19 protein-coding genes and 1 pseudogene are annotated in these 24,989 nt (G+C 61.2%); 12 read left to right on the top strand and 8 right to left on the bottom strand.

Annotated features, from left to right (window positions below; translation table 11 throughout):
* From EQW76_RS29935 to repA, 3 genes and pseudogenes are all read right to left on the bottom strand, one after another.
* Positions 1 to 166, bottom strand: a pseudogene (locus EQW76_RS29935) (replication initiation protein RepC); the annotation flags it as partial.
* A gap of 156 nt (positions 167 to 322) precedes the next feature.
* Positions 323 to 1,300, bottom strand: coding sequence for a plasmid partitioning protein RepB (gene repB, locus EQW76_RS23890; RefSeq protein ID WP_143123303.1), 978 nt, complete (start codon positions 1,298 to 1,300; stop codon positions 323 to 325).
* 75 nt (positions 1,301 to 1,375) lie between these two features.
* Entirely contained in the window at positions 1,376 to 2,572 is a 1,197-nt protein-coding gene (gene repA, locus EQW76_RS23885) for a plasmid partitioning protein RepA (protein WP_142831347.1), read from the bottom strand.
* 303 nt (positions 2,573 to 2,875) lie between these two features.
* Between repA and EQW76_RS23880 the strand changes: the two genes are divergently transcribed.
* Positions 2,876 to 3,661 (top strand): SDR family oxidoreductase, encoded by a 786-nt coding sequence (locus tag EQW76_RS23880; RefSeq protein ID WP_143123302.1) that lies wholly within the window; start codon positions 2,876 to 2,878, stop codon positions 3,659 to 3,661.
* A 5-nt stretch (positions 3,662 to 3,666) separates the two neighbouring features.
* On the opposite strand, the gene EQW76_RS23875 is transcribed toward EQW76_RS23880, so the two are convergent.
* Positions 3,667 to 4,362 carry a GntR family transcriptional regulator gene (locus EQW76_RS23875; RefSeq protein WP_224128739.1) on the bottom strand — a complete coding sequence of 232 codons (696 nt, stop codon included), beginning with the start codon at positions 4,360 to 4,362 and terminating at the stop codon, positions 3,667 to 3,669.
* 307 nt (positions 4,363 to 4,669) lie between these two features.
* Between EQW76_RS23875 and EQW76_RS23870 the strand changes: the two genes are divergently transcribed.
* The 10 genes from EQW76_RS23870 to atzF are packed head-to-tail and all read left to right on the top strand — an operon-like array spanning position 4,670 to position 15,045.
* On the top strand, positions 4,670 to 5,800 hold the full coding sequence (locus EQW76_RS23870) for a BMP family ABC transporter substrate-binding protein (RefSeq protein ID WP_143123301.1): 1,131 nt from the start codon (positions 4,670 to 4,672) through the stop codon (positions 5,798 to 5,800).
* A gap of 23 nt (positions 5,801 to 5,823) precedes the next feature.
* On the top strand, positions 5,824 to 6,954 hold the full coding sequence (locus EQW76_RS23865) for an ABC transporter permease (protein ID WP_143123300.1): 1,131 nt from the start codon (positions 5,824 to 5,826) through the stop codon (positions 6,952 to 6,954).
* Positions 6,954 to 7,880, top strand: a complete 927-nt coding sequence (locus tag EQW76_RS23860; protein ID WP_142831351.1) for an ABC transporter permease — start codon at positions 6,954 to 6,956, stop codon at positions 7,878 to 7,880. Before EQW76_RS23865 ends, EQW76_RS23860 begins: the two co-directional genes overlap by 1 nt.
* Before the next feature lie 10 nt (positions 7,881 to 7,890).
* Positions 7,891 to 8,907, top strand: a complete 1,017-nt coding sequence (locus EQW76_RS23855) for a formamidase (protein WP_142831352.1) — start codon at positions 7,891 to 7,893, stop codon at positions 8,905 to 8,907.
* Positions 8,908 to 8,917: 10 nt separating this feature from the next.
* A complete protein-coding gene (locus EQW76_RS23850; protein ID WP_142831353.1) occupies positions 8,918 to 9,619 on the top strand; it encodes an isochorismatase family cysteine hydrolase in 702 nt (233 codons plus the stop codon).
* Positions 9,619 to 10,677 (top strand): ring-opening amidohydrolase, encoded by a 1,059-nt coding sequence (locus EQW76_RS23845; protein ID WP_143123299.1) that lies wholly within the window; start codon positions 9,619 to 9,621, stop codon positions 10,675 to 10,677. Before EQW76_RS23850 ends, EQW76_RS23845 begins: the two co-directional genes overlap by 1 nt.
* Positions 10,674 to 12,227: an ABC transporter ATP-binding protein gene (locus EQW76_RS23840; RefSeq protein ID WP_143123298.1), complete on the top strand. Its 1,554-nt coding sequence runs from the start codon at positions 10,674 to 10,676 to the stop codon at positions 12,225 to 12,227. The genes EQW76_RS23845 and EQW76_RS23840 overlap by 4 nt, the downstream gene beginning before the upstream one ends.
* On the top strand, positions 12,227 to 12,895 hold the full coding sequence (locus tag EQW76_RS23835; RefSeq protein ID WP_142831356.1) for an isochorismatase family cysteine hydrolase: 669 nt from the start codon (positions 12,227 to 12,229) through the stop codon (positions 12,893 to 12,895). The genes EQW76_RS23840 and EQW76_RS23835 overlap by 1 nt, the downstream gene beginning before the upstream one ends.
* A complete protein-coding gene (locus EQW76_RS23830; protein ID WP_143123297.1) occupies positions 12,888 to 13,244 on the top strand; it encodes a cupin domain-containing protein in 357 nt (118 codons plus the stop codon). The genes EQW76_RS23835 and EQW76_RS23830 overlap by 8 nt, the downstream gene beginning before the upstream one ends.
* Positions 13,237 to 15,045 carry an allophanate hydrolase gene (gene atzF, locus EQW76_RS23825; RefSeq protein WP_143123296.1) on the top strand — a complete coding sequence of 603 codons (1,809 nt, stop codon included), beginning with the start codon at positions 13,237 to 13,239 and terminating at the stop codon, positions 15,043 to 15,045. The genes EQW76_RS23830 and atzF overlap by 8 nt, the downstream gene beginning before the upstream one ends.
* Positions 15,046 to 15,072: 27 nt before the next feature.
* Here the strand turns inward: atzF and EQW76_RS23820 are convergent, their stop codons facing one another.
* Positions 15,073 to 15,852: a TfuA-like protein gene (locus tag EQW76_RS23820; protein WP_244617012.1), complete on the bottom strand. Its 780-nt coding sequence runs from the start codon at positions 15,850 to 15,852 to the stop codon at positions 15,073 to 15,075.
* Between the two features lie 45 nt (positions 15,853 to 15,897).
* Here EQW76_RS23820 and EQW76_RS23815 point away from each other — a divergent pair, with 45 nt between their 5' ends.
* Positions 15,898 to 16,185, top strand: coding sequence for a hypothetical protein (locus EQW76_RS23815; RefSeq protein WP_142831359.1), 288 nt, complete (start codon positions 15,898 to 15,900; stop codon positions 16,183 to 16,185).
* 620 nt (positions 16,186 to 16,805) lie between these two features.
* On the opposite strand, the gene EQW76_RS23810 is transcribed toward EQW76_RS23815, so the two are convergent.
* The 3 genes from EQW76_RS23810 to uca all read right to left on the bottom strand — a co-directional run bounded on the left by EQW76_RS23810 (position 16,806) and on the right by uca (position 24,987).
* Positions 16,806 to 19,883: an efflux RND transporter permease subunit gene (locus EQW76_RS23810; protein WP_142831360.1), complete on the bottom strand. Its 3,078-nt coding sequence runs from the start codon at positions 19,881 to 19,883 to the stop codon at positions 16,806 to 16,808.
* Between the two features lie 10 nt (positions 19,884 to 19,893).
* Positions 19,894 to 20,988: an efflux RND transporter periplasmic adaptor subunit gene (locus EQW76_RS23805; protein ID WP_161991079.1), complete on the bottom strand. Its 1,095-nt coding sequence runs from the start codon at positions 20,986 to 20,988 to the stop codon at positions 19,894 to 19,896.
* A gap of 459 nt (positions 20,989 to 21,447) precedes the next feature.
* Positions 21,448 to 24,987 carry an urea carboxylase gene (gene uca, locus EQW76_RS23800; RefSeq protein WP_143123294.1) on the bottom strand — a complete coding sequence of 1,180 codons (3,540 nt, stop codon included), beginning with the start codon at positions 24,985 to 24,987 and terminating at the stop codon, positions 21,448 to 21,450.
* Positions 24,988 to 24,989 lie beyond the last annotated feature (2 nt).

The following is a 24,989-nucleotide window of genomic DNA, read 5'->3' as shown; positions in this document are numbered from 1 at the left end:
CCGTGCTTTGCACTGAGCTCATTGCCCAGATAGAAGCTCAGCAGCGCGTTCAGCAGCGCGTTCAGCACCGCCAGCGCCCTGTCGGAAAGACCGAGCATTGGCTTGCCAGCAGGCCAAGCGTCATCTCCCGCCGACCAAAGGGCGTCGTCACACTTCCTGTCTGCATTTTCTCGTCACCTTCAATAGGGCAATAGAAATCTGCTCACCAAACGGAGCCAACATTCTTGATGGTGTTTCCGGAAAATGCCGATTCATAGTCGGCTATAATTTCGAGAAGCGCTTCCACATCCACAACGTTTTGCGGGCCTTTCTCTGGTGCGGTTCAGTCTTTTGCTTTATTCGCGTCACGGCTGGAAAATGAGTGGTAAAGCTGTTCCAGATTTTCCGACAGATACTCTCCGAACGCCGCAGCATCCTTGGATTTCAGCGCCAGCGAGAATATCTTACCATCATGCTTTGCTGTGACGCTGACACTTTTGTTCGCCAGCGACCATGATTTTTCCTGAACCTTGCGCGCGACGCGCTTGCTCTGCTTGAGGTGTGACATGAGCCTTTGAAAGCGCTCGTCACTGGTCCCCTCCGCAAATTCAGGGCTGACAATGAACGTCATCGCCTTGTCCAGACTGGATGGCTTCTCCAGTAAGATCTTCAATTCGTACCAGCGATCTCGGCCGATCGACTTCGCAGTCCCGATAGCTTCCAGTATCTCCGGTGGAATGCTTGTGACCGCCAGCATTTTTGAGAGCGTCGCACGATCAAGCGACAGCGCCGTCATGATGATGTGGTTGTCATTGTCGTAGTGAAGACGCGACAGCTCACCGGCAAAGACTGCGCGTTCGATGAAAGAGAGGTTGGCACGGGCAGAGTTCTCCTGTCCCTGCGCAACGACATGCTCCCGATCTTCCATATCCTTGACGACGGCACGGACCTTACGCCCCAACGTCTTGGCCGCCCTTAGCCGCCGGTGGCCGAAAACCACCATGTAGCGACCGTCGGTCTTGGGATGCGGACGGACCAGAATGGGACTATCCTGTCCCCTGTCCCTGATGCCGTTCACCAGCTCCTCGAATTCCTTGGCATCGTCTTCGAGGCGATCCCTGATGAAGGAAGCATCTACGACATCGGGATCGAGTTCGACAATCGTTTGTCCTTCGAGCAATTTGTCTGCACGGCTGGCGAGCTCATCGATGGAATTCAAAATCGACCTTGAAGCGCCCTTGACGGTATAGTCGAGCAGCGGCCGGGTTTCATCCGAAACATGGTCGTCCATAACCTGGGCAAATGGGTTCTTACGCGCCATCTGTGTTACCCTCCAATTGCACTAGACCCTTGAATAATATTGAGAAATCCTTGCTTTTGACGGCAGTCAACATCGTCACATCCGCCCCCACGCACGGTGAATCAAACCCTGGATCTCGAAATTGACGGCATCCATGCATTCGATGGCGCGGTCATAAGTCCCACGCGTGAAATTCGAGCGCTCAACTTCGTACAAGGTCTGCTTCGTAAGACCCGCATCTGAGATCGCCGTGGTCTTGACCATCGGGCTTTTCAAGATCTCCTCGGCGAGCATCGATTGCATGAATCCGAGCATCTGGACCTGCGGCACGTCTGTCGGCTCGTATCGGGTGATGAGATAACGCAGCCAGTCCATCCGCACGTCCGCACCCGCCTTCTTGATCGTCCGGGTGATATTGCCGAGCATCAGCAGGAATTGGCTCATTGACATCAGGTCGAGCATTTGCGGGTGAACGGTGATGAGAACGGATGTCGCAGCAGTCAAAGCGGTCAGAGTCAGATAGCCGAGTTGCGGTGGGCAATCGATCACCACGACATCGTACCTGTCGTCGACTTCCAGCAGGCCCTTGCCCAGACGCGTGAAGAAACGCTTCCCCTCGGTGCCGACCTGCATCGCCAACGGCGTGTCGTATTCGTATTCCTGCAGCTCAAGATTTGCCGGAATGATGTCGAGGCCCGGGAAGTTGGTCTGCAGGATCACGTCGCTGATCGGCTTGCGTTCGTCATCATAACGGATCGTGTCGTAGAGCGACGGGTTCTTGTCCAGCTCCGGCTGAAATCCGTGAAGCGCCGAGAGCGAGGCCTGCGGGTCGAGATCGATTGCAAGGACCCGGTGGCCGGTCAGGGCAAGATGCTGGGCCAGATGGGCGGCCGTCGTAGTCTTGCCTGACCCGCCCTTGAAATTGACGACGGCCACCACTTGCAGTTTGTCGCCTGCCTTGCGATGCGGCACATACTTCTTGGCTTCGGCCTTTCCGGTCTTATCCAGCAGCAGGCGAAGTTCCGACATCTGTTCCGCAGTATAGAGACGCCGACCTCCGGACGAGGTCTCGGGGACCGGGCCCTTGCCTTCCAGATGCAATCGCTTCAGATTGTTGGGGCTTACACCGAGATAATGCGCCACCTCCGCCATCGAAAACTTGCGCAGCGTCTTGCGTGCATTGGGCGGAAATTTCTCGAAGCGGAGCTGATCCAGCTTGCGCGAGATTTCTGCTCCCTGCTGCAGGATTTTATCGTCGAACTCAAACGACGGCAGCGGGGTGAAAGCATTCATGTCAAAGGACCATTCTGGCGATATTTTTCGGTGTATCGATGAATTGCCGCCATTATCTCCTTTTCTTTGATTCTGACAAGCAATTTAGAAGTCTGGCAAAGGGTAAAAGGTGCTGGGGCGCGCGCATCTCGTATCGACGGAGGCTTTCACCGGGGATGGGAGCAACCATCATGAAAACGTGAATGGTTTCTCGTCGCTTCAGGCGTAATGCTCGAGATGGTGGCCTGCTAGTCTGGCCGCCGCGCTCTGGTTGCGCTGCCTGGCGAACAGGCTCTGCGACCGGTCGGGGGATATAGACAGGAGATGGATGTGCATACGAAAAGCTTCAACGACAAGATCGTTCTCGTTACTGGCGGCTCGAAGGGTATCGGCTTGGCATGTGCCAAGCAATTTGTCGGGGAGGGGGCCCGTGTCGTCATCAGTTCTCGCTCGCAAGCCAATATCGACGAAGCGCTGAAAATGCTGCCGGGTGCAGTCGGCTTTGCCGCCGATCTCTCCGATGGTGCGGCTGCAGCGGCGTTGGTCAAACGGGTAGGACTGGATGTCGGTCCTGTCGACGTCCTCGTCAACTCGGCCGGTGCAGCCAAGCGATCGCCACCGGAGGACCTGACGCCCGCCTTCTGGCGCGCAGCCATGGATGCAAAGTTCTTCTCGACCATCAACGTTGTCGATCCCATCGTCAAGGCGATGGCTGCGCGGGGTCATGGCGTCATTATCAATATCATCGGCGCTGGCGGCAAGGTGGCGAGCCCCATCCATCTTGCGGGCGGTTCGGCGAATGCGGCGCTGATGTTGGCGACTGCTGGTCTCGGCAATGCCTATGCCGCATCCGGAGTGCGTATCGTCGGCATCAGTCCCGGTCTGACGCAAACCGGGAGAGTGGCGGAGGGAGTTGCAGCGGATGCGCGCCTTGCCGGCATCACCATCGAAGCCGCCATCGAGAACAGCGTTAAAAAGATCCCGATCGGGCGTATGGCGCTGCCGGAAGAAGTGGCCGACCTCGCGCTCTTTCTGGCCTCGGACAAGGCGCGCTATATCACCGGCATCACCATTACCATGGATGGCGCCCAGTATCCTGTGGTCGTGTAGGAAGCCTACTCCTTGCTCGACGCCTGGTTATCGCTATCGCGGGCAAACACCAGACTGGCGTCGCTGACCGTGGCGACGTGCGCGTGGGCAGCGCGGCCGGCGAGCGCCGCCTCGCCGCGCAGGATGGCCATGACGATGGTCTCGTGTTCCTCAAAGGACCTCACCATGCGCCCGGAGAGCCTGAACTGCGCCCTTCGAAACGGCGCAAGTCGCGCGCGGGTCTGGGTTACGAGCTCGTAAACGTGGTCGTTGTGCGCACCGCGATAGAGGCGCGTATGAAATTCGGTATTATGCGCCGCATATTCCTCTTCCCCGCCGAGATGTACAAGCCGCGCCGATGCGCGGTGCTCGAGCTCCAGCTGGCGTCGTTCATCGACGGTCATGCGCTCGGCGGATAGCCGGGCGCAGATGCCTTCCAGTTCGGCCATGGCCTCGAACATCGATACGAGATGCTGTTGTGTCACCCTCGTGACCACGGCGCTGCGGTTTGGCTGGCGGCCAACAAGGCCAATGGCGCAAAGCTGGCCCAGCGCTTCGCGCACCGGTGTCCGCGAAACCTCGAAACGTCCCGCGAGAGACACTTCGTCAAGCTTGTCGCCGGGTTGCATGGCGCCGGTGATGATCATGTCGGCGATAGCGCGGACCATTTGCTCGACGGTGGTCCCGGCGCGCACGACTGCTTTTTTCGAGGGCGATTTCACACGTTGTCTCTACATCTAAGACGTACTGCATACAGATGCATCGAGAACAACAGGATGTCAATGTTAGCACAAGCCATTGTTATGAAACATTATTTTTTAGAGTTTGGCGATCGACCCATTCGGGAGCTCGCAGAAATCCGAAAAGCCGATAATATATTCATCAGCTCAGAAAAAGTGCATACAGTTTGTGCTTATCCCATGTCGGCATCTCATAAAGCATTGATATCATGATACTTTCAAAGTGGCATGGCAGTTGCTTCAAGACTTTCGTAACCTGTTGACCCGGCAATGCCGCGAGGAGATCACCATGACCAAACTCCTGCCAATGAACCGCCGTACATTTCTCCAGACGACCGCGGGGGCCGGCGCGGCCCTCGGCCTCTCGTCTTCCCTTTTCGCGACCGGTGCCGCGGCGCAAACCGCGCTGACTGTGGGCTTCATCTATGTCGGCCCCAAGGACGACTACGGCTACAATCAGGCGCACGCGGAAGGCGCTGCTGTCGTCAAGGCGATGCCCGGCGTCACTGTCATCGAGGAGGAGAATGTACCGGAAACCGTCGACGTCCAGAAAACCATGGAATCGATGATCAATCTCGATGGTGCAACGCTGATCTTCCCGACCTCTTTCGGCTATTTCGACCCCCATATGCTGGCAGTTGCAGCAAAGTATCCAAACATTCAATTCCGCCACTGCGGCGGTCTCTGGCAGAAGGACAAGAACCCGATGAACACCGGGTCGTACTTCGGCTATATCGGCCAGGGGCAGTATCTGAACGGCATCACGGCAGCCTACGCGTCGAAGAGCAAGAAAATCGGATTCGTCGCTGCAAAGCCGATCCCGCAGGTGTTGCAGAACATCAATTCCTTCCTGCTCGGCGCCCGCTCGGTTGATCCAGCCATCACCTGCCAGGTCATCTTCACCGGAGAATGGTCGCTTGCCGTCAAGGAGGCCGAGGCCACCAATGCTCTGATCGACCAGGGCGCCGACGTCATCACCTGCCACGTGGACAGCCCCAAAGTCGTGGTCGAGACGGCCGCCGGGAGAGGCGCGTTTGTCTGTGGATACCACGCCAATCAGAGCCCGCTTTCGCCCGAAAAATATCTGACCGGCGCCGAGTGGGCCTGGGGGAATGTCTACACAAACTTCGTCACGGAAGCCCAGGCCGGCAAGCCGCTTGGAAACTTCGTGCGCGGCGGCCTGAAGGATGGCTTCGTCAAGATGAGCCCTCTTGGACCCGGCGTGTCGGCAGAATCCCGCACTAAGTTCGAAGCAACGCTGGCATCGATGAAGGCCGGTGGCTTCTCGGTATTCAAGGGGCCGCTGAAGGACAACAAGGGCAATGTCGTCGTGACCGCAGGGCAGTCTCTTGCCGAGGACGCCATTGAGCTCGAAAGCATGGGCTACCTTGTCGAGGGCGTCGTCGGCTCGACGGCTTGAGCGTGAAGAGGGGAGGGCAGGTCATGGCCGCCGAGATCGAAACGTCCACGATATCGTCGCCGGCAGCGCGAGCCGCGTCATTCAGGCCGGCACTGGGGTGGTTGGCGCGTCGCGCCGAGCCGGTTGCGATTTCGTTCGGAGCGGTTTTTGCAGGCCTGGCTCTCTTCTCCCTGTTCATTCTGGCGGTCGGCAAATCGCCGGCCGTCCTTTTCCAGTTGATGTATGCCGGTGGCTTCGGCAGCTGGTTTTCAATGCAGAATGCGCTCAGCCGGGGAGCACCGCTCCTGTTGACCGCGCTCTGCGTGGCGCTGCCGGCGCGGCTGGGGCTGGTCATTATTGGCGGCGAGGGCGCGGTTGTTCTTGGTGGCGTTGCGGCTGCTGCGATCGCCCTGCCGCTCACCGCAACCCTGTCGCCGGTCGTTGTCGTTCCTCTGATGGCGCTTGCCGGCATGCTGACCGGCGCCATCTGGATCGGCTTTGCCGGATTTCTGCGTCACTACAGGGGTGTCAACGAGACAATTTCCAGTCTCCTGCTTGCCTATATCGCCATTGCCTTGATGAACCACCTTATCGAGGGACCGCTCCGGGACCCCGCCAGCCTCAACAAGCCCTCGACCGCGCCTCTGCCGGCAAATTTCATGCTTGGTCATATCCCTGGCATGGACGTCAACTGGGGTCTTGCCATCGGCGTCATCGCATGCATCCTTTGCTTCGTTCTGATCGAGGCCACCAGCATCGGCTTTGCCGCCCGCATCGCCGGCGGCAATGTCCGCGCGGCGCAAGTCCAAGGATTGCCCGTGGGCCGCCTGATGGTCGGCTTTACGGCCCTGGCTGGAAGCTTTGCCGGTCTGGCCGGCATGGTGCAGGTCTCGGCGGTGCAGGGCACGGCCAATGCGTCGCTCGCCTCCGGCTATGGCTATACTGGCATCCTTGTCGCATTTCTCGCGCGCCACAATCCGCTGGCAATCATACCCGTCGCCATCCTTCTCGGCGGCATCGATGCGTCGGGCGGGTTGATCCAGCGACGCATGGGCCTGCCGGACGCGACCGTACTTGTGCTGCAAGGCACGCTCTTTCTCTTCATCCTGTTCTGCGAGACCTTTTACGGCCGCTTCAAGATCTTCAACCCCGACCTCTGGAAGAGGAGCGCCTGATGGACGACACCGCAATCGGTCTTTGGGGCGTACCGCTGGCCATTTTTGCCGGCGCGATCCGTGTCTCGACGCCATTCATCTTCGTCAGCCTCGGCGAATCGATCACCGAGCGCTCCGGCCGCATCAATCTTGGCCTCGAGGGGACGCTGGTGTTCGGCGCAATGACCGCCTACGCTGTTGCCGTCATGAGCGGTTCGCCCTGGCTCGGCGTGCTCGCGGCGATGGCGACCGGGGCAGTCTTCGGCCTCGTGCACGGCTTCATCTGCAAATTCCCCAAGATCAACGATATCGCGATCGGCATCGCGATGATGCAGTTCGGCCTGGGCCTTGCCTTCTTCCTTGGCAAGTCTTTCATCAAGCCTGCGGCACCGCACCTGCCATCGATCCCGCTCGGCGGCTGGTCGCGCCTGCCGCAGATCCAGGCGGCGCTGAACATCAACGTGCTGTTCGTCATCGGCGCGCTTTTGGCGGTGGTGCTGTGGTGGGGCTTCCGCAACACGCGCCTCGGCCTGATCCTGCGGGTGGTCGGCGATAGCTCGGATGCCGCCCGCGCCATGGGTCTTAACCCCGATACCGTCCGCCTGCTGGCAACTGCCGCCGGAGGGTCGCTTGCAGCCATCGGCGGCGCCTATCTGTCGCTGTTTTATCCCGGCTCCTGGAACGAGGGCATTTCATCGGGACAGGGGCTGATGGCGGTCGCACTGGTGATATTTGCGCGCTGGAACCCGATCGGCTGCTTTCTCGCCGCATTGCTGTTCGGCGGCGCCGGTGCGCTCGGTCCTTCGCTGCAATCTGTCGGCGTGACGCAGGGCTACTACCTGTTTTATGCGGCGCCGTATGTACTGACGCTCGTCATCCTGATCGCCACATCCTCGCCCACCCGGTCGCTCTCAGGCGCGCCCGCCTCGCTATCGATAACCAAGTAAAGGACACGCCATGAACGGTCTCGGAGGACTGAACATCTCGGAAAACGGCGTCGGCATCGGCCTGGTTCAGCTCCAGTTGCCGGTGACGGTGACGAAGGACGACCTGGCCCGCCAGACGCAGGTGATCGTCGACCTCGTCGGCAAAGCGCGGCGCAACCAGTCCGGCATGGATCTCGTCGTCTTCCCGGAATATGCGCTGCACGGACTGTCGATGGACATCAACCCGGACATCATGTGCCGGATGGACGGTCCGGAAGTGGCCGCATTCAAGCAGGCCTGTCGCGACAACCATATCTGGGGATGCTTCTCGCTCATGGAATTCAATCCCGGTGGCATGCCCTACAACTCCGGCATCATCATCGACGACCAGGGTGAACTCAAACTCTATTATCGCAAGATGCATCCGTGGGTGCCGGTCGAGCCGTGGGAACCCGGCGATCTCGGCATTCCGGTCATCGACGGCCCCAAGGGCGCAAAGCTGGCACTGATCATCTGCCATGACGGCATGTTCCCGGAAATGTCTCGCGAATGCGCCTACAAGGGCGCCGAGATCATGATCCGCACGGCCGGCTACACCGCCCCGATCCGCGAAAGCTGGCGCTTTACCAACCAGTCGAATGCCTTCTGCAACCTGATGGTGACAGTCAGTGTCTGCATGTCCGGCTCCGACGGCAGCTTCGATTCCATGGGGGAGGGGATGATCTGCAATTTCGACGGGTCGATCATCGCCCACGGAACATCCGGCCGCGTCAACGAGATCATCACCGCCGAGGTGCGGCCTGATCTCGTCCGCGAGGCACGGCGCGGCTGGGGCGTTGAAAACAACATCTACCAGTTCGGCCATCGCGGCTATGTGGCCGTTGCCAGCGGCGCCGGCGATGCGCCCTACACCTACATGCACGATCTGATGGCAGGGCAGTACAAGCTGCCTTGGGAGGATGAGATCAAGGTCAAGGATGGAACGACTTGCGGCTTTGAGAAGCCGACGAGGTCCTATCGCGAAACACGCAAGATAGCCGGCGAATAGGAGGCCTGATATGGATTTGCAGACGGAAACCAAGGGACGCTTCATCACGTCCGATCCCTATCCCTGGCCCTATAACGGCGCGCTGCGCCCCGATAATACGGCGCTTATCATCATCGACATGCAGACCGACTTCTGCGGCGCCGGGGGCTATGTCGATCATATGGGCTATGACCTCTCGCTGGTGCGAGCGCCGATCGCCCCGATCAAGGCGGTGCTGACAGCCATGCGCGCGAACGGCTATCACATCATCCATACCCGCGAAGGCCACCGGCCTGACCTTGCAGACCTGCCGGCCAATAAGCGCTGGCGTTCGCAGCGCATCGGCGCTGGCATCGGCGATGTGGGCCCCTGCGGCCGCATCCTGGTACGGGGCGAGCCCGGCTGGGATATCATCGATGAACTCTACCCCATCGCCGGCGAGACGATCATCGACAAGCCCGGCAAGGGCTCGTTCTGCGCGACCGACCTTGAGCTCATTCTTCACCAGAAGCGCATCGAGAACATCATCCTTACCGGTATTACGACGGACGTCTGCGTCCACACGACGATGCGCGAGGCGAACGACCGCGGGTTCGAATGCGTCATGCTGGAGGATTGCTGCGGCGCCACCGACTACGGCAACCACCTCGCCGCCATCAAGATGATCAAGATGCAGGGCGGCGTCTTCGGCGCCGTCTCGACATCGCAGGCGATCATCGAGGGGATCGGCTGATGTCCTCCCGCCGCGCCTTCGTCGCTCGCATCGCAGCAGATGGCCCCAATGATATTGCCGGCGTCGAGGCCTTGTTCGATGCTGCCCTGCCACCTGGCGATCTCGTTGCCATTCTCGGCAAGACCGAGGGCAATGGCTGCGTCAACGATTTCACGCGCGCCTTCGCCACGACGAGCTTCGAAACGCTATTTGCAAAGCACGGCATATCCGGCGCCTCGATCGTGATGTCCGGCGGCACCGAAGGCGCGCTGTCGCCGCACTGGACAGTTTTTGGTCGGCAGCAGGTGGCGGATGAGGGAACCGGCGCACTTGCAATCGGCGTTGCCCGCACGTCTGTATTGCCGTGGCAGCATCTCGGCCGCAGGCAACAGGTGCTGAGCGTGGCAGAGGCGGTACGCGCGGCGATTACCGATGCCGGGATCGACACGTTGGAAGACGTGCATTTCGTGCAGATCAAGTGCCCCCTTCTGACCCAGCGACGGGTCCTCGAAGTCGAGCACGCCGGCGGCACGACAGTCACCCGCGACGCATTGAAATCCATGGCCTATTCCCGTGGCGCATCGGCGCTGGGTGTGGCGGTGGCCCTCGGCGAACTGGATCCGGACACGATTTCGGACAGTGATGTCTGCACCCGGCTCGACCTCTTCTCCGGCCGTGCCTCCACATCCGCCGGCGTCGAACTTGAGGACCACGAGATCATCGTGCTCGGCATGAGTCCCCGCTGGTCCGGCCCGCTCGCCATCGACCACGCCATCATGGGCGATGCGATCGACACAGCAGGTGTAAAGGAAGCACGCGACCGCCTCGGCGACGCCACTCTCGTGGCGGTACTCGCCAAGGCCGAAGCGGACCCTTCCGGTTCTGTCCGCGGTCGCCGGCATACCATGCTTGACGACAGCGATATCTCCTCCACCCGGCATGCCCGCGCCTTCGTCGGCGGCGTCCTTGCCGGCCTGTTCGGGGCTACGGACCTCTATGTCTCCGGCGGCGCTGAACACCAGGGGCCTCCCGGCGGCGGACCCGTTGCCGTCATCGTTAAAAGGCAGGAACTGACATGATCCAGATCCGCGACACACCACTTCCGGCTCGTGGCAAGGCCGTCGGCATCCAGACGCACGACATGACCATGCGCTTCGGCAGCTTTACCGCGCTCGACCACGTCTCCATCGACGTTCCTGCCGGCTCCTTTCACGCGCTGCTCGGCGAAAACGGCGCCGGCAAATCGACACTCGTGAAATGCATCATGGGCTTTTACCACCAGACATCCGGCTCGCTGTCCGTCGGGGACAGGGAGGTCGCCATTGGCTCGCCCAAGGATGCGGCAAGCTACGGGCTCGGCATGGTCTACCAGCACTTCACGCTGGTGCCATCGCTGACGGGGGCGGAAAATCTGGTGATCAGCCGCGCCCACGTGCCGGCCGTGATCAATTGGGCCAGGGAGAACCGGGATCTGGCAGAGTTCATGGAGACAATGCCTTTCAAGATCCCCCTCGACCGTCCGGTTCAGGAACTGGCCGCCGGCGAGAAGCAGAAGCTGGAAATCGTCAAGCAACTCTATCTCGGCCGGTCCTTCCTGGTGCTCGATGAACCGACATCGGTGCTGACACCGGCAGAAGCCGATGAGATGCTCGCCGTCGTGCGCGGCATGACGGAGCGCGGCGAACTCACCGTGCTGATGATCAGCCACAAATTTCACGAGGTAACCAAGTTTGCCGATTCCGTCACCGTCCTCAGGCGCGGCAAGATGGCAGGCGGCGGCAAGGTGGCAGATCTTACCACACAGGAAATGGCTGCGATGATGATCGGCGACGTCAAGCTGGCTGAACTCGACTCGCGATTGCCGGTCGCCAATACGGCAGACCCGGTTCTGGCCGTCAGCGGCATCCGGGCACGGGATCGCTCCGGGTTGAAGAGCATCGATATCGAAAATCTCGACGTTCGCGCCGGCGAGATTGTCGGCATCGCTGGCATCTCAGGGAACGGACAGAAGGAACTGGCCGAAGTGCTCGCCGGACAAAGACCGCTCGAGGCCGGCACGATTACAGTCAAGGGGAGGCCATACGGTGCCACGCGGAAGGAAACGCGCGCCAACAATGTCCGCTTCATTCCCGAGGAACCGCTGACGAATGCCTGCGCGCCCAGAATGACAGTGACGGAAAACCTCGCGTTCCGCACGTTCGACGTCAAGCAGAAGACCGGGCGCAAGGTCTCTTGGCTCGACAAGACATCGATGCGCCGGCGCGCTGAGGCGCTGATCGCCGATTTCAAGGTGAAAACCGCCTCTGCTTCCTCGCCGATCGCCTCGCTCTCCGGTGGAAATATCCAGCGCGCGGTGCTCGCCCGCGAACTGACGGGCGAGGTCGATCTGCTGATCGTCTCCAATCCCTGCTTTGGCCTCGACTTCTCGGCTGTCGCCGAAATCCGGGCACGGATCATGAGGGCGCGCAACGCTGGCACCGCCGTGTTGCTGCTGTCCGAGGATCTCGACGAACTCCTGGAGATGTCGGACCGCATCATGGTGATGTCAGACGGCAAGCTCGTCTACGAAACACCGATCCGCAACGCGGATGTCGGCGTCATCGGCGCGCATATGGCGGGACACCAGTGATGGCCGGGATCAAAGCACAGCCATTCGCCTTTCCACTCAAACGAGACAGGATTGCGCTCGTCGTCATCGACATGCAGCGTGATTTTGCAGAGCCCGGCGGCTTCGGCGAGAGCCTTGGCAACGATGTCGGCCGCATCACCCGCATCGTCCCCGATGTCGCAAGGCTGATCGCGGGCTTCCGCGCGGCCGGGCTGCCTGTCGTTCACACCATGGAATGTCATCGGCCTGATCTCTCCGATCTGCCGGCTGCCAAGCGCAATCGCGGTAATCCGGCACTGCGTATCGGCGACGAAGGACCGATGGGACGGGTTCTTATATCGGGCGAACCCGGCACTGCGATCCTCGAGGCGGTCGCGCCGGTGGGCGGTGAGGTGGTGATCGAAAAGCCCGGCAAAGGCGCTTTTTACGCCACGCCCCTCGGCGACATCCTGAAGAGCAGGGGCATCGAGCAGCTGGTGTTTGCCGGCGTAACGACAGAGGTTTGCGTCCAGACGACGATGCGCGAGGCAAACGATCGCGGCTACGAATGTCTTCTCTGCGAAGAAGCGACGGAAAGCTATTTCGAGGACTTCAAGCGCGCTGCCATTGCCATGATCCGCGCGCAAGGGGCGATCGTCGGCTGGACCGCGCATCTCGACGATATTCTGGAGGGACTGGCCGATGCCTGAGACGACGCGCGAAAACCTGACATCGGGCGGCTGGAAAAGCCTCGAATTCGGCCCTTTCCGGCCCGGCGTCACCCTACACTGGCTCCAGAATTTCGAGGACGACCAGCCGGGCGTCGCCCTGCTGAAATACGAACCCGGCGCCGCCGTGCCCCGCCATCGGCATATGGGGCTCGAAACCATCCTCGTGCTCGATGGCGTCCAGTCGGACGAGGCCGGAGACTATGGTCCGGGCACCGTGGTGATCAACAGGATAGGGTCCGAGCACTCCGTCTGGACAAAAACAGGGTGTGTCGTTCTCATCCAGTGGGACCGGCCGGTAATGATTTTGGAAGAGAGTAACAATGATTGACGGACAAACATTCGACATCGCCTCCCTGCACCGGGCCTACGCTGGCGGCTGGACCGTCGCCGAGATGGTCGACACGGTTTTTGCCCGCATTGCCGATGTCGACGACCCCGGCATTTTCCTGCATCTGGCGGACCGTAATGCGCTGCTGGCGCAGGCGGCAACCCTCGGGCCATTCGACCCGGTGGCAAAGCCGCTCTGGGGCATCCCCTTCGCCGTCAAGGACAACATCGATGTTGCCGGCATGCCGACCACGGCGGCCTGCCCGGATTTTGCCTTCCACCCGGATGTAGACGCAACCGTCGTTCGCCTGTTAAAGGAGGCCGGCGCACTGGTTATCGGCAAGACCAATCTCGACCAGTTCGCCACCGGCCTCGTCGGCGTCCGCACACCCTTTCCAGTGCCCCGTAATGCCATCGATCCGACACTCGTGCCGGGCGGATCGAGCTCCGGTTCGGCCGTTGTTACGTCACACGGCATCGTTAGCTTTGCACTCGGGACCGATACCGCTGGTTCCGGCCGCATCCCCGCCGGCCTCAACAACATCGTCGGCCTAAAGCCGAGTGTCGGTGCGCTTTCGACATCGGGCGTACTGCCGGCCTGCCGTACGCTCGACTGTGTTTCGATCTTCGCCCTGACGGCTGACGACGCCTTCAAGGTATTCTCGGTCGCCGCCAGATACGATGCAGTGGACGCCTATTCGCGAGCGATCCAGGTAACAGGATACGGCCCACTGCCGCCGGTGCTCACCATCGGTGTGCTTGCACCGGAAGACAGAAAATTCTTCGGCGATGCGGCAATGGAGGCATCCTATGAGGATGCGCTTTCGATGCTGTCAACGCTCGGGCACAAGCTTGTCCAAGTGCCGTTTGCAGACTTCTACAAGACGGCCGATCTTCTCTACGAGGGTGCCTGGGTGGCGGAACGCTATGCTGCCGTGAAGGATTTCTTCGATGCCCGCCCGGAGAGTTTCCACCCCGTGACTGCCAAGATCTACGGTGGCGCCAAATCGCTGTCGGCGGCGGATGCCTTCAACGGGCTCTACGCATTGCAGGCTCTGAAGAGATCGGTCGCACCGCTGATCGCATCGGTCGATCTTTTCTGTGTCCCGACAGCGCCGCGACACTACACCCGCGCTGAGCTTGAAGCCGAGCCGATCCGCGAGAACAGCCGGCTAGGAACCTACACCAACTTCGTCAATCTGCTCGACATGTGCGGCATCGCGGTGCCCACAGGCACCCGGAGCGACGGACTGCCGGCAAGCGTCACACTGCTTGCGCCTGCAGGCCGGGATGGCCTGACCGCAGCGCTGGCGGCCGATATCCATGCACGAAGCGGGGTGACCCTCGGTGCCACCGGCTGGGCGCAGCCGCCCCAACCCGAGCTCCCGCAGATTGAAGAACCTGGCCAGATCGACGTCGTGGTTGTCGGCGCGCACCTTTCCGGCATGCCGCTCAACATCCAGCTCCGCGATCTCGAAGCCCGTTTTGTCCGCACGACTACGACCGCCGCCGACTACAAGCTTTTCAGCCTTGCCAATCAGACGCCGGCCAAGCCCGGCCTCATCCGATGCGCTGAAAACACCGGCACGAAGATCGAAGTCGAGGTCTGGCGGCTTTCGGCAGCCGGCTTCGGAAAGTTCGTCGCCGCCATTCCTCCACCGCTCGGCATCGGAACCATCATGCTCAGCGACGGCAGCCAGGCGAAGGGCTTTCTGGCCGAGTCGGTGGGTCTCGAAGGCGCAGAGGATATATCCTCCTTCGGCGGATGGCGGGCTTTCGTCAACAGATCGACGACGACTTGAAAAATTGCCGTCCTTCCGGCTGCTTGCCTAATCTCCGGCAGGCTTGACGGGTGGCATCGATTTCACGTCACCGCAAAACTGGGTTTCCCAGAAGGAGGTGGCGTGAAACCTCCAGTCGAACTGCGGGGACAAACTACGATCCGGCGTCCCGATCACCCTGTCGATGAGGCGCAGGGCATCCTGAAGCTTGGGATTGACGGCATTGGCACGCAAATGCGCCAAGACCGTTGACGCTCTTTCGACATCCGAAATGGCGTCCCGCACCAGCTGCCGATAGGTCCTGTTTTTGAAGAAGGTCTCCTCGGCAGTCCTTTGCAGGCGGGCTTCCTCCTCGAGCGTGACGAGGGCCAGATGCCGGCACTGCGCAAGTGTCGCCCTGGCATTGACGAGTGGGACACTGAGCGGCAGGTAACCGAGATCGGCCGGCGCGTGCGATTGCGCCACGTCAGCATCCTCCTCCAGCAGGCCGCTGGCATATCCCTCGTAGATTTTGCCGATGCCGACCATGCCGAATGGCGCACACTCGGCCGCCCTCAGCGCGCCGATGCTTGCGGCACCGAACATGTGAACGCCCTGAGACAGGCCATACAGGATTTCTTTATGCCATACTGCGGGGACGGCATCATAGACACCGTCGATCAGCCCGATCACCGTGGCGCCGTCTTCCACAGCCCTGTGGACATCGCCTTGGCCGGCAGGTGGCCGAAGCTCGTAAGCACCGTCCGTTCGCAGATCTGCACCGTGGACCGTGGGGCCCGCAAAAATCACCCGCATCTCGATCTCGCCTTTTGCCACTGCACTGTGCATTGCCGACGGCGTGGCGCCTGCGCTCTTTTGGCATCGAAGCACCGCTTGCAACCCATGACAGATGGCGTAGATTTACAACAGTGCCTGGACATCATTCCTTCCGCCCTATCTTCGTTCTTCCCCGATCTAAAGGATGAGCAGATGTTTCGCGACCTCAATGCCTATCAGCCGAGACGAGAGCCTCCGCCCGAAAGAAAATACAAGCAGCTCACGCCGAAGCAGGAGCGTATCCTCCTCATGGCCATTGCCTTCAATCTCGTAATGGCGCTGTTCGCGCCGTTTTGTGGCTCGACGCTTTTAGACGGCGTCGTTTCCCTCTTCCGTCTTCTCTAGCGCCAGCAGCTCTAGGCCGACCTCAAGTCGGTGTTCAATTGATACGACTGGTTTGCGCCAATTGCAGCGATTGACCCTGTTCATTCGGTAAAGTCGCCGGTCCATTCGGCATGATCATCGCGCAGTCCGATTGACGCCCACCTATCCAGGGATGCGTAAACGGCAGTCTCAGGCCATCGTGCATCCCCTTCCTCCGCTTGCGTCCACGTGAGATGAACTTTTGCCATGCTTCGTCAGACAGCTGAATAAGAGCATCGTCGCAGTCATAGCGGCGGGCGATGAGCCTCACTCTCAGACCATATAGCTCAGGGGCCGGTACCGGCTCCTTGTGGAACTCCACCTCCCAGCCTTGCCAAAAAGAAGCCGTGCCGTCTTCGATTTCCTCTAGCGGTTCCCCAAGGCTCAAGCCAATTCATGGATAATACCGTCCCATCAATGGGACGCACACCGGGTCCATTGTCGCTAAACCGATGTCGACAAGTGGTAGCAAACGAATTCGAACCGATGATTCTCCTTTTTGCCCGGCAGCGCTGTTCTCCTTGCTCATTGCGCAAGTGTGACAGACGGCCCTGAAAGCGACTGCCGTCACCTTAATGGCAATGCACGAGCCACCAAGGCGGCTATGTGAGTGTCGCAGCACTAACCTCTGCTTTGAGCGGCGTGACTTCCTGGTGAGACATCCTGCGACCCGCAAACGTATACACCATCGGTACGACGAAAAGCGTCAGCAACGTGCCCAGCGTCATGCCGCCGACGATGACATAGCCGATTTGGTGGCGACTTTCGGCACCGGCGCCCTGGGCGATGGCGAGCGGCACGGCACCCAGCACCATGGCACCTGTCGTCATCAGGATCGGCCGCAGGCGCATGACAGCGGCATCGATCACTGCCGAAAGCCGGTCGTGCCCTGCCTCCTGCCGCTGGTTTGCAAATTCGACGATGAGAATGCCGTGCTTGGTGATGAGGCCGACCAGCGTGACAAGTCCGATCTGCGAATAAACGTTCAACGAGCCGCCGCCGAGCGAAAGCGCGGCCAGCGCGCCGGTCATCGACAGCGGTACCGTCACCATGATGATCAGCGGATCGCGGAAGCTTTCGAACTGTGCGGCAAGCACTAGGTAGATGAAGCCGAGCGCGAGGACGAACACCACGAGCAGGCTCTGGCCGGAAGCGCGGAATTCGCGGCTTGGGCCGGATACGTCGGTCTGTACTGTGTCCGGCAGGACCTCCCTGGCTGCCGTCTCCATGAAGAAAAGCGCTTCGCCGGTGGATACGCCAGCGGCAAGGTTTGCCGACACCGTCACCGACCGCAGCTGGTTGAAACGCTTCAGCTCCTGCGGCGCGACGGTTTCCTTGACGCCCACGAGGTTCGACAATTGCACCATCTGGTCGGTCGGCGACTTCAGGAAGATCGTCGAGAGGGTCGATGGTGCAGTGCGGTCCTCCGCTGCCAGCTGGACATAGACATCGTACTGCTCACCGTCATTTTCGAAACGGGTAACCTGCCTGCCGCCGAGCAACGTCTCGAGGGTCCTGCCGATCACAGATATGTCGATACCTAGGTCGGACGCCTTTTCGCGATCGATATTAATGGTCATTTCCGGCTTGTTGAGCTTCAGGTCGCTATCGATGTTGGTGAGACCGGGAAATTCAGAGATTCGCTCCATGAAACGACGGGTCACCTGGTCGAGCTCCTCATAGGTGCCTGAACTCTGCAACACGAATTCGATCGGGCGGGCATTGTTGGAGGTGCCGAGCGAGGGGGGATTGCTGGCAAAAGCAGTGACGCCGGCGATGCGGCGCAGGGCCGGGAGCAACTCTGCCACCAGCTCTTGCTGGCGACGGTCGCGGGCATCCCAATCGCTGAGGCGGCCGATAACCTGGAAGCGGTTCACCTCGGGCATGCCGTTGATCGTCTGGACGCTGCCGACTTCAGAGATCGGCTTGAGAAGGGCTTCCACCTGCTTGGAATAGCGTTCGGTATAGGCAAGCGTCGAGCCCTCCGGCGCCGTGCCGACCACGCGGATGATGCCGCGGTCCTCAACGGGTGCCAGCTCCTGCGGCAAGCCGACATAGAGGAAGGCGCTGCAGGCGGCGACGACGACAGCCGCCAGCGCGACAAGGCGGCGCATGCCGAGCGAGGTCGCCAGCAGGCGACGATAGCCGTTCTCAAGGCCGCTCAGCCCCCGCTCGATGAACGCCGATATTCGCCCCGGTTCCTTCTCGTGTTTCAGGAGCCTGGAGCACATCATCGGCGTCAGCGTCAGGGCGACGAAGCCCGACACGATCACCGCGCTTGCAAGCGTCAGCGAGAATTCGAGAAACAGCTTGCCCGTTCTGCCGGTGGCAAAGGCCACGGGCGCATAGACGGCGGCGAGCGTCAGCGTCATGGCGATCACCGCAAAGCCGATTTCCCGCGTTCCCTTGATGGCCGCCGGTATCGGCGCCATGCCGTCCTCGATGTGGCGGAAAATGTTCTCGAGCACGACGATGGCATCATCGACCACCAGACCGATGGCGAGAACGATGGCGAGCAAGGTCAGGGTGTTCACGCTGAAACCGAGCGCATACATGATCGCGAAGGTGGCGATCAGCGAAATCGGGATGGTAACGATCGGAATGATGGAGGCCCGCCACGAGCGCAGAAAGACGACGATGACGATCAGCACGAGGACGATGGCCTCGACGATTGTCGCGTAGACGGCCCCCAGCGCCCTGTCGATGAATACCGAGTTGTCGTTGCCGACAGCACCCGTCATGCCTTCCGGCAGATTGGCGTTGATGTCTGGTAGGATGGCATTGATGCCGGCGGAGACATCGAGCGGATTGGCGACCGCCTGCTTGATAATGCCGACCACGATGGCGTTTTCGCCGTTGAAGCGACCGGCGCGACGCTCGTCGGCAGCGCCGAGCTCAACCCGGGCAACCTCGCTCAGGCGCACCAGCACGCCATTGCCACGCTTGACGATGATGTTTTCGAACTCGCTGACCGTGCCGATCGCCGACTTGGAAAGGACCGTAAACTCGCGGTCGTTGCTCTCCAGTCGGCCGGCGGGGATCTCGACGTTCTGAGCCCGCAGCGAATCCTCGATTTCCTGCACCGTGAGGTTCAGGGCAGCAAGCCTCTGGCGATCGATCCAGATCCGCATGGCGTATCGCCGCTCGCCGTATATCTGCACGTCGGCAACGCCGGTCACATTCTTGAAGCGGTCGACGACATTGCGATCGACATAATCGGTGAGTTCGAGGGGGCTCATCCGGTCGTTGCGAAAGACAACGAAGACCACCGGCTGGGCATCGGCCTCGACCTTGGAAATAACCGGCTCGGTGATTTCGTCCGGCAGACGCTGACGCACCCGGCTTACCCGGTCGCGCACATCGCTTGCGGCCACGTCCGGCTGGATCTCCAGGCGGAAGCGGACGGTGATGCGGCTCGATTCCGAGCGGCTGGTCGATTCCAGCACGTCGATGCCTTCAATGCCGGCGATCGATCCTTCGAGAATCTGGGTGACCTGGCTTTCAATGATGCTGGCGGAAGCACCGGGATAGGTCGTGACGACGGAAACCACGGGCTCGTCGATACTGGGATACTCGCGCACCGCCAGTCGGTCATAGGAGACGATACCGACCAGCAGCATCAGCAGGCTGAGGACGGTCGCAAACACCGGCCGGCGGATGCACAGTTCCGAAAAACCCATCAGCCTCTCCTCATATCGCCGGCTCGGCTGCCGCGCTTTCAACGATATCGACGACAGATCCGTTTCGCAGGCGATTGTGTCCGGCGGTCACCACCGTCATGTCGCCGGAGATTCCTTCGAGTTCGGCCATGCCGGCCTTGCGCGCTCCAAGGCTCACCTTGGTTTCCTGGGCCTTGCCGTCGACCACGGTCCAAACAAACCGCTCCTGGCCGCGCGCCACGATCGCAGCCTCCGGCACGGTGACAACCTGGCGCTCCTTTAGACCCTTGACGACGACGCGGGCAAAAAGGCCCGGCCGCAACACAAGATCGGCGTTCGGAAGCGTGGCCCGGATACTGATCGCCCGCCCGTTGACGTCGAGCATCGGATCGATCGCATAGATCGTGCCCGTGAATTGCCGGCCGGGGATGGCATCGACGACAACCTCGATATTCTGTCCGACGCGGACCTTCTGCAGGTTTGCCTCAGGGATTTTGAAGTCGACCTTGAGCACGTCGATCTTTTCGAGATTGACCAGCGTCGTACCGGCACCGACATAGCTGCCGGTCGAGATGCGGCGAAGGCCGACCGTTCCGGTAAAGGGTGCCAGGATATCGAGCTTGGCAAGCTGGGCGCGCTGGGAATTCAACAACGCCTCGGCCGTGCTCCGCTCGGCAAGCGCGACGTCGAGTTCGCGGCCGGTGCCGCTTCCCGTTCCGGCGAGACGTTTCGCACGATCGTAGCTGGTTGTCGCAAGGTCGAGGCGAACCCTCATTTCCTCTTCGGCTGCTCTGGCCAGTGTATCGTCAAGCCGGACGAGGACCTCGCCAGCCTTGACCGGCCTGCCTTCCTCGAATTTGATTTCGACGATGCGCCCTGCAATTTCGGGGGCAAGCTGGACGGACTCGTCGGATTGCAGCGTGCCAATCGCGTTGATGTCGCTGGTCGACAGGACCTGTTTGGCCTTCGCCACTTCCACGGCTACAGGCCCTGCCGCGCGGGCAACGGGTCTGTTTTCGGATCGTTGGATAAAAGCCATACCGGGTGGTGCATCAATCCACCGCCAGTTTATCGCCGCCACACCGACTGCGGCAACCCCCAATGCTGCTGCTGCAAACTTGTTCATGACATGCCCCACCAATCTCTGTCGCGCCAGGAGACCCCGTCTAGCCTTACGTCTCGATCGGTCGAACGGATGTTTTCCAGCCGATGCCGGTTTGGGACGGCGGATAGTCGGCAGAGACCATCGGTCCGTCATGAGACCGGCCTGCAGGGTGCGGTGGGAAAAGAGACATGTCCCTCGGTCCTAGTCCGGCATCGTCTGTCGGGAGGGTCCGACATCACAGACGCGCCGGAAGCGACTGCCAGAGGGGCCCGGACCATGGGTTGATCCTCATATGAGGCAGTGCTCACCAAGGTTCAAGGGCGTGGCATTGCGTTCTTGCACCTCTTTTTACGACCGATGGCGCGCGCGCCCTCGCATGCCGGCGCACACTCAGTCGATCCACCTTGGGGGGACACCAGCATCAGACTGCCGCGACGTCTCGGTCTCGGCGGTCCCCGTCCCCGGTGCAGGCAGCCTTGGTCAGGGGTCCTCCAGCACAATCAGGAGGTCTCCGGCCTTCACCGTACGCCCCGGAGCGGCCCGGAGTTCACGCACCCGCCCAGCCACGTGGGACGTGACGTTGATCTCCATCTTCATCGACTCGATGATAGCAACGGTATCGCCCGCCGACACATGGGAACCGGGCTCTACCAGCAGTTTCCAGATATTGCCGGGTACACTGCTGGCAACGCCGAAGCAGCCCTCGGGCACATCTCCATCGAAGCTCTCTCCGCCGCCATCGTCTGTCACGAAGCTGTCGAGACCTTCGGCTTTCCAGCGCTGCCTCTCGGTCTCGAATGCCGCCTGCTGCCGGTGCTTGAATGCTTCGATGGACTGGGCGTTCTTGCTCAGTTCGAGCGCGTAGTCGGCATAGGAGAATTCGGTCTCCTCAATGCGGATCGGGTAGCCGCCGTGAGGGAAGGCGGCTCTCGCCTCGGCCAGTTCCTCGTGGCTGACGGGGAAGAAGCGGATCTGGTCGAAGAAGTTCAGAAGCCATGGCTTGCCCGTGTCAAAGACAGGCGTCTGCCGCCAGGTATTCCAGACCTGTATCGTGCGGCCGAAGAGCTGGTAGCCGCCCGGCCCCTCCATGCCGTAGATGCACATGTAGGCGCCGCCGATGCCGACGGCATTTTCCGGCGTCCAGGTGCGCGCCGGATTGTACTTTGTGGTCACGAGGCGGTGCCTTGGATCGACCGGCGTTGCAACCGGCGCGCCGAGATAGACATCGCCCAGCCCCAGTACGAGATAGCTGGCATCGAAGACGATGTCCTTGACCGCCTGCTCGTCCGCCAGCCCATTTATCCGGCGAATGAACTCGATGTTGGAGGGACACCAGGGCGCATCCGGCCGCACGAGCTCCTGATATTTGCGCATCGCCAGCTCGGCGTCCGGGTCATTCCACGAAAGTGGCAGATGGACGATCCGGCTTGGAACCGTGACCTGTTCGGCCGGAAGAAGCCCGGCTTCGAGATTCGCCAGCAGGCCCAGCAATCGTCGACGCGTCAGCGTCGAGCCGTCATAATGGATCTGCAGGGATCGAATGCCCGGCGTGAGATCGATCAGGCCGGGAAGGCGCGCGTCCCTGACGGCGTTCATCAACAGATGGACGCGCAGGCGAAGCGCGATGTCCAGCTCCATGGGCCCGTATTCGACAAGGAGATTGTCGTCCCCCTGCCGGCGATAGACGACCGTCACCGGCGCTTTGTCGAACGTACCGACGATGGCCGATCCCCTTTCGGTCGCGCCGGCCAGCGCGGCCGGTGCCGTCAGGGGATCGTCAGGACGCACCACCGGATGGAAACGGATGGTGTCGCCCGGCTTGAACTGGCCCATCTTCCATTGTTCGTCGCGCGCGATCACGGCGGGGCATACGAAGCCGCCGAGGCTCGGTCCATCCGGACCAAGGATGATCGGCATGTCGCCGGTAAAGTCTATGGCGCCGATAGCATAGGCATTGTCATGCAGGTTGGAGGGATGCAACCCTGCCTGTCCGCCATCGGTCCGTGCCCATTTTGGCGTGGGGCCGAGGAGCCGGACCCCCGTTCGGGCGCTGTTGAAATGCACCTCGTAGGGCAGGGAAAAGAGCGCGTCGATATCGCCCGGCTGGAAGAAATCCGGCGCCCCGTGCGGGCCGTAGACCACCCCGACATTCCAGGCGTTCGTCAGCTCCGCCGGCGCCTCCGCACGCTTGGGCGCCTGCGTCTTTTCATGGCGGGCGAGATGCAGGACATGCCCGGTCTTCAGCGCGCCGGTCGCATTGCCACCGAACTGGCCGAGCGTGAAGGTTGCGCGCGAGCCAAGCACTGTGGGCGCCGCAAAGCCTCCGGCGACGGCCAGGTAGGCGCGCTGACCGGGGCCGGTGATGTTGCCGACGGTCAGGACGGCGCCTGCAGGAATGACGACCCGCTCACCATGCGGCAAGGGCGTGCCGTCGCAGCTCATGGCCATTTCTGCACCGGCCAGGGCTATCGACGTCTGCGTAAAAAAGCGCAATGTCGGTCCCGAGACCGTCAACTCCAGCGCGGCCGTGTCGTCATGGTTGCCGACAAGCCGGTTTGCATGCCGGAACGAGCGCTCGTCCATCGGCCCGCTCGGCGGCACCCCGACATGCCAGAGGCCAAGGCGGCCCGGCAATTCTTGAATACTGGACTGGGCGCCGGGCACCAGCACCTCGATGATATCGGGGATGAAGGCGAAGTCACGCAATGCGGTTGTCGCGACATTGCCGCTGGCCAGCAATTCGGAGGCGGCGATTTTTCGCAGATAGTCGAGATTGGTCTCGATGCCCCAAATCGCGGTTTCCGAAAGCGCGGCCTTGAGCTTTTCGATGGCCGTCTCCCTGTCATCGGCGGCAATGATGAGTTTTGCCAGCATTGGGTCGTAGAAGGGGGTGACGTCCGTTCCGGTCTCGATCCAGCTGTCAACGCGCGCATTGGCGGGGAATGCCACCTCGGTCAAAAGGCCGGCGCTCGGGCGGAAATCCGCATGCGGCATTTCGGCGTAGATCCGCACCTCGATGGCCGCCCCCTTCGGGCGCAGATCCATCGCCTTTGACAGAACATCTTCGCCGGCTGCCTGCCGGATCATCCATTCGACGAGGTCGATGCCGAAGACGGCTTCGGTCACGGGATGTTCCACCTGCAGGCGGGTGTTCACCTCGAGAAAATAGAATTCCTGGCGGCGTGGATCGTAGATGAACTCCACGGTGCCGGCGGAAGAATAGGAAATGGAAGCACCGAGGTCGACAGCGGCCTTGTGGAGGCGCGCGCGGACATCTGCGGAAATGCCGGGGGCAGGGGTCTCCTCGACGACCTTCTGGTTTCGCCGCTGCAAAGAGCAATCGCGCTCTCCGAGAGCGACGACGTTCCCCTTGCCGTCGCCGAAGATCTGCACCTCGATATGTCGAGCGTTGGCAACGAAGCGTTCGATATAGACGCGGGCATCGCCAAAGCTGGCATTGGCGGTACGACGCACCCCTTCGAAGGCTGCCTTCAGTGCGGCCTCGTCGTGGCAGAGCTGCATGCCGATACCGCCGCCACCGGCCGTGCTTTTCAGCATGACGGGATAGCCGATCTCGGCTGCCTTGGCGCATGCCTCTTGCAGGCTCTCCAGCAATCCGCTGCCGGGCAGCAGCGGGACGCCGCTTGCCTGCGCCAGCGCTCTTGCCGTGTGTTTCAGGCCGAAAGCCGACAGGTGCTCCGGCCTCGGCCCGATAAACGCGATGCCTTCTGCTGCCAAGCGCTCGGCAAAGCCGATATTCTCCGAAAGAAAGCCGTAGCCCGGGTGGACAGCCTCAGCACCGGTCTGCCTGCAGGCCGCAATGACGGCGTCGATGTTGAGGTAGCTGTCCGTGGCCACGGCCGGCCCGAGCCTGACGGCTTCGTCGGCGACACGCGCGGGCAGGGAGAACCTGTCCGCATCGGAATAAACGGCGACGGATGCTATTCCCATTTGCTTGAGTGTCCGGATAATCCGGACGGCGATTTCGCCCCTGTTGGCGATCAGGACTTTCTTGAACATGG

Source organism: Rhizobium sp. rho-13.1, assembly GCF_007000305.1.
In the GTDB taxonomy this organism is placed as follows: domain Bacteria; phylum Pseudomonadota; class Alphaproteobacteria; order Rhizobiales; family Rhizobiaceae; genus Rhizobium; species Rhizobium rhododendri.
This window is presented reverse-complemented; position numbering and strand designations above follow the sequence as displayed.